Genomic DNA, 4268 nt, shown 5'->3' with positions numbered 1-4268 from the left:
AAGAAACAAGTATGGATGAATTGAAACGAGATCAGAAGAAGATCGAAATGAATCTACAAGACTTACAAGAAGAGTTACGACGAGGTTATCATACGCTAGCTATGTTAAATGAAGATGTTGTTCGTGATGGAAATAGTGAAGGGCTTCGTATTCAACGAAGAAATGAAGAACAAGAACGTTTTTTTGTCCGTCAATTGCGAGAAGCTGAAGACAATTTAACTAATAGTTATGCCGAGCAGCGAAAAATACTCGATAAAGAAACCGAAGAATTGTATAAAAAGAGGGGTGAAATTCCTTGGGATTGATTTATTCTAGCTCAGATTCTTCACAATTAATCTCTGCATTACAGAAAAACATCCAAAGTGGCAAGGAAGCTTCCGAACAATTAAAATCTGGCAGTCAACAGGTGATAGCTGCGGTAGACGGTAAAACGTTGTCTGGAGCAGCTTACAAAGCTGGTAAAGGATTATTTAGTGATTTAATTGTACCCACTATTAGCAAAGTAACTTCTGCAATAGATAGCATTGAAAGTGAGTTACAGACCTACAGTTCCGCCGATGCATTGGTTTCAGGTGAGGGGACATTGGACGAAGACAAATTAAGGCAACAAAATAGCCACGAAAAAAACGATGAAAGCGTCTGTTGATGCGTCGGCAGCGTTAGCTAGAACATTGTCTCGAAATAATCCTGTAGCCAAAGTATTGGACGCTTTATTAAACGTTCAATCCAATTTGGCTCGCATGTCGAATGATTTTGAAGATGATATACGAGAACTCGAAAAGAAATTAGAGAAACTACACACCTTTTCTTCCCAAACAAACGGCTTGTTCAGTAATAGTCTGAATGATATGAAATTAGCAATGCAAGGTGTTACAGTGTTAAACAATACAATAGTGAATAGCGATGGCACGTATCAATTACCTAAAGGGGTGGATGCTAGTTGGTTTAACTCCTTAAAATCTTCTAGTGCTATAGAAAAAATGGAAAAAACAGCTTTAGAAAAAGCGATGAAAGAAATTAATGATTTATACTCTAAAAATCCAATGGCAGCAATAGAGAAAGTTAAGAATAGTAAACGACTATTTGAATATCTGATTACTTTCATTGACTCAGAAAAATTACCAAAAGGGATACAAGATGCAGTTCTTGATATATTCATCGCACAAGAAAGTTGGAATAAACTTCCTAAAGACTTAGCTAACAAAATTTTAAACAATCCTAAATTTGGTCTGTATTTAATTGATAAGCCTTTGGAAGTACAAGTCAATGTATATGGAGCTCTTATCAAGTTAAGCGACAAAGGATGGGATGTATTAGCACCTATCGGTCATGTGACGAATGTATTATCAAAATCGTCAGCGGGAGAAGCCCTTATAGCAGGTACAAAAATAGGATTTAATAAGTTCAAGAAATTAGGAAAAGTTGCAGACTTTTTAAAACAACACAAAGTTGCTAGTGAAGCAGTAGGTGTTGTTGGAGATGGATTCACTGTAGGTAGATTGGCTTATCAAGAGTATATTAATCCGAATAGTCCAGCTTATGGAAATGTTAGTAAAGCTTTGTATGGTGGTCAAAATAGATTTTTAGCCTCCGTTGGCCCTTTGGAAGGGGCACAATATGGGTCCGTTCCAGGTGCTATTGCTGGGACTGTAAATTATTTTTCTCAAGGTGGAGGAATCTCTGATATTCCGCTACTAAATAAAATACCCATAATAGAAAATATGGATGATTGGCATACGTGGATTGATAAAGAAGATATTGATAAGTGGATAAATGAACAATATGAGATTTACGATAAAAGACACAATAATTTAGAAAGTGGAGACATAGGAGCTATAAAGGAAGATTGGTTTGGTAAACAAAATGGCCGTGTTGATACAGGAGATTTCAATACAGGATTACCTAAATGGTAAAATAGAATATTGTGGGTGCGCTTATGGAAAAAATAAACAAGTATGTAAATGAAATAAGTTTTGAAGAAGCATATATGAAAATAGATAGGAGTCATATTGATTACTTAATTAAAGGAGACCTGAATTCAAAATACTCAATTAACTTAAAAAAAATATGTTTCTTAATCCTAAGTCTATTTATGCCAATTAGCATGATAATATCTTATACAGGAGCTAGCAAGAATATAGAAACAACTACATTTTCAAGAACGTTAGCTGTGACTATAGCTATAATTTTTATTCTAATATCTTTATTTTCATATTTGAAAAGTAAAAAGGAATTTAAAAATTATGGTTATAAAGAATATATCTATTCCAGTTGGAAAATTTTATTTTTATCATATATTTGCGGTTCTATAGGGTCTGTTGATTCTAATTATATTACTAATTTAATTACTATAGCTATTTATATACCTGTATGTTTATTTTTATATAAATCAATTGAAAATAATAAAATGAAGGAATATATAAATTCGACTTTTGAGAAGAATTATAAAATTAATAAAATTCTTTCTTTAATGTTTAGAGTCGTAGGTATTGTGATTATACTAGGCATGGTATTAGTTCAATTATATAGAATTAATAAAAGCTGGATTGACAAGCAAATGATCGAAGACTCTATAAATGGATTAGGATTTAATACGGTATTGTTAATAACACTAGGCGCTCTATTTATGATAATAATTTCTCTAATTCCAACCTATCTAAGTTTTAAAGCAGATTTAAGAATTCAAAACATGTTAGTTCTTAAATATTCTAAAGAATTTATGGAATCTTATGGTTACTATAAAGAAGAATGGTATGGTGACAATTAAAGGCTGTTTTTAAATAACAAAAGAAGAGTAGGCAAAAATGCCCATTCTTTTTTGTTAGGAATTGGCGCAAAAAAAGTTGGATTGGAGTTTCTGCGAATTCAGAAATGGAAACCGATTTTTACGAATTGCCTCGTTGGAAATTAGGAGTGAAAAGCGACCTTTCGGAGACAAACAACCGCCCTCATCAGAGTGCACTTTTACATCGTAAAGTATACTACATTATATTTTAGGTGGAAGTGATTCTGAAATACAACTACCTTGTTAGGTATTCGGATGATCAGAAAATGTCTCAATTGTGGCTTACATAGAGAAAATGAAACTTGGTAATTTAGGTGGGGTTCAGTAATATAATCAACGAGAAACTCATAATAATTCAAATTTGTATCTTGAGTAAAACTGATGTATCTAGCTCAAAAATAATTATATATTATATCTATGAAGATCAATCATCTTAAAGGGTGGTTGGTCTATTTTTGTGTTTTAAGGAGGGAATAAAATGTTTGATAACAAAGAAAATCGTTACATCACGAAGGGAGTGAATGAACAAGTACCAAAAGAAATACAACTCTATTGCTGGAATTTGATCGATAAAAAAAGAAGTGAAGCAGAAACAGAATTAGACTACTTACAACTCTTTGAGTTCAATCCAGATAATCAACGCCAAGCAATTGAAGTGATTCATCGACAAGAGCAACCATTTTTCATCGATTATCATACCTACACCATAAAGGGAAAGATGCCTGATTTCCAAATTAAAAAGTTATGGGTGATAGATGATCGTAGTCATCAAACCATGTTATTACCAGAAGATTATTAACTGCATTTTTCTAAGAACCAACTACAACAATCGGTAAGGAGAAAAACATGAAAATAAACCAACCGAGAAAACGTGTAGCTATCGTCAGTCTTGAACTGGTGAAAGAAGCCTCCACTTTTTATGCCGCTAGAACCTGTACTAGCCCTCAAGCTGTTTACGAGTTATTCGCCCCGTTTATTGAAACAAAAGACCGAGAACATTTGGTGGTTGCTGGTTTAAACGTAAAAAATGAGCCAACTGCTATTCAAGTTGTTCATATAGGAACCATCAATCAATCACTCGCTTTTCCTAGAGATATCTTAAAGATGGCGCTGTTGTCAAATAGTGTGTCTATTTGTGTTGGGCATAATCATCCTTCAGGTAGTGTGACCGCTTTATTAGCGGATATTGAATTTACTGCGAAGTTAGAAAAGTGAGGTGCCCCCCAAAAGTGTTTAGCTTCAAGAAATAAGAGGGAATTCACGAAAATTTCTCTTCAAATTTTTGCGAATTTCGGATTATTTCCGAAGGATCTACTTTTTTCTCTCGCCGTTTATTCGAGTTTAAAGAGCGAAACAAAATGGATTTTTAGTTGTGAGGTGACCCCCAAAAGTTGTACATGAAAAATACAACTTTGGGAGGTCATTTTTTTGAACTTTTATGAAGCAGATTTTAAATTGAACATAGTAAAGGAATACCTTGAAG

At 33.5% G+C, this 4268-nt stretch carries 6 protein-coding genes; all 6 read left to right on the top strand.

Annotation, left to right across the window (positions count from 1 at the left end; genetic code table 11):
* A partial coding sequence (locus BCR25_RS12410) for a hypothetical protein (RefSeq protein WP_211272507.1) occupies positions 1-305 on the top strand: 305 nt, incomplete at its 5' end.
* Positions 296-646, top strand: coding sequence for a T7SS effector LXG polymorphic toxin (locus tag BCR25_RS19935; RefSeq protein WP_083242675.1), 351 nt, complete (start codon positions 296-298; stop codon positions 644-646). The genes BCR25_RS12410 and BCR25_RS19935, both read left to right, overlap by 10 nt.
* Positions 630-1913 (top strand): hypothetical protein, encoded by a 1284-nt coding sequence (locus BCR25_RS12405; RefSeq protein ID WP_071879588.1) that lies wholly within the window; start codon positions 630-632, stop codon positions 1911-1913. Before BCR25_RS19935 ends, BCR25_RS12405 begins: the two co-directional genes overlap by 17 nt.
* 23 nt (positions 1914-1936) lie before the next feature.
* On the top strand, positions 1937-2767 hold the full coding sequence (locus tag BCR25_RS12400) for a hypothetical protein (protein ID WP_069663912.1): 831 nt from the start codon (positions 1937-1939) through the stop codon (positions 2765-2767).
* A gap of 496 nt (positions 2768-3263) precedes the next feature.
* Complete coding sequence (locus BCR25_RS12395; RefSeq protein WP_069663911.1) at positions 3264-3584, top strand: DUF960 family protein; 321 nt, start codon at positions 3264-3266, stop codon at positions 3582-3584.
* 47 nt (positions 3585-3631) lie between these two features.
* Positions 3632-4000 (top strand): JAB domain-containing protein, encoded by a 369-nt coding sequence (locus tag BCR25_RS12390; RefSeq protein WP_083242674.1) that lies wholly within the window; start codon positions 3632-3634, stop codon positions 3998-4000.
* Positions 4001-4268 lie beyond the last annotated feature (268 nt).

Source organism: Enterococcus termitis (assembly GCF_001730305.1).
Classification (GTDB): domain Bacteria; phylum Bacillota; class Bacilli; order Lactobacillales; family Enterococcaceae; genus Enterococcus_L; species Enterococcus_L termitis.
This window is presented reverse-complemented; position numbering and strand designations above follow the sequence as displayed.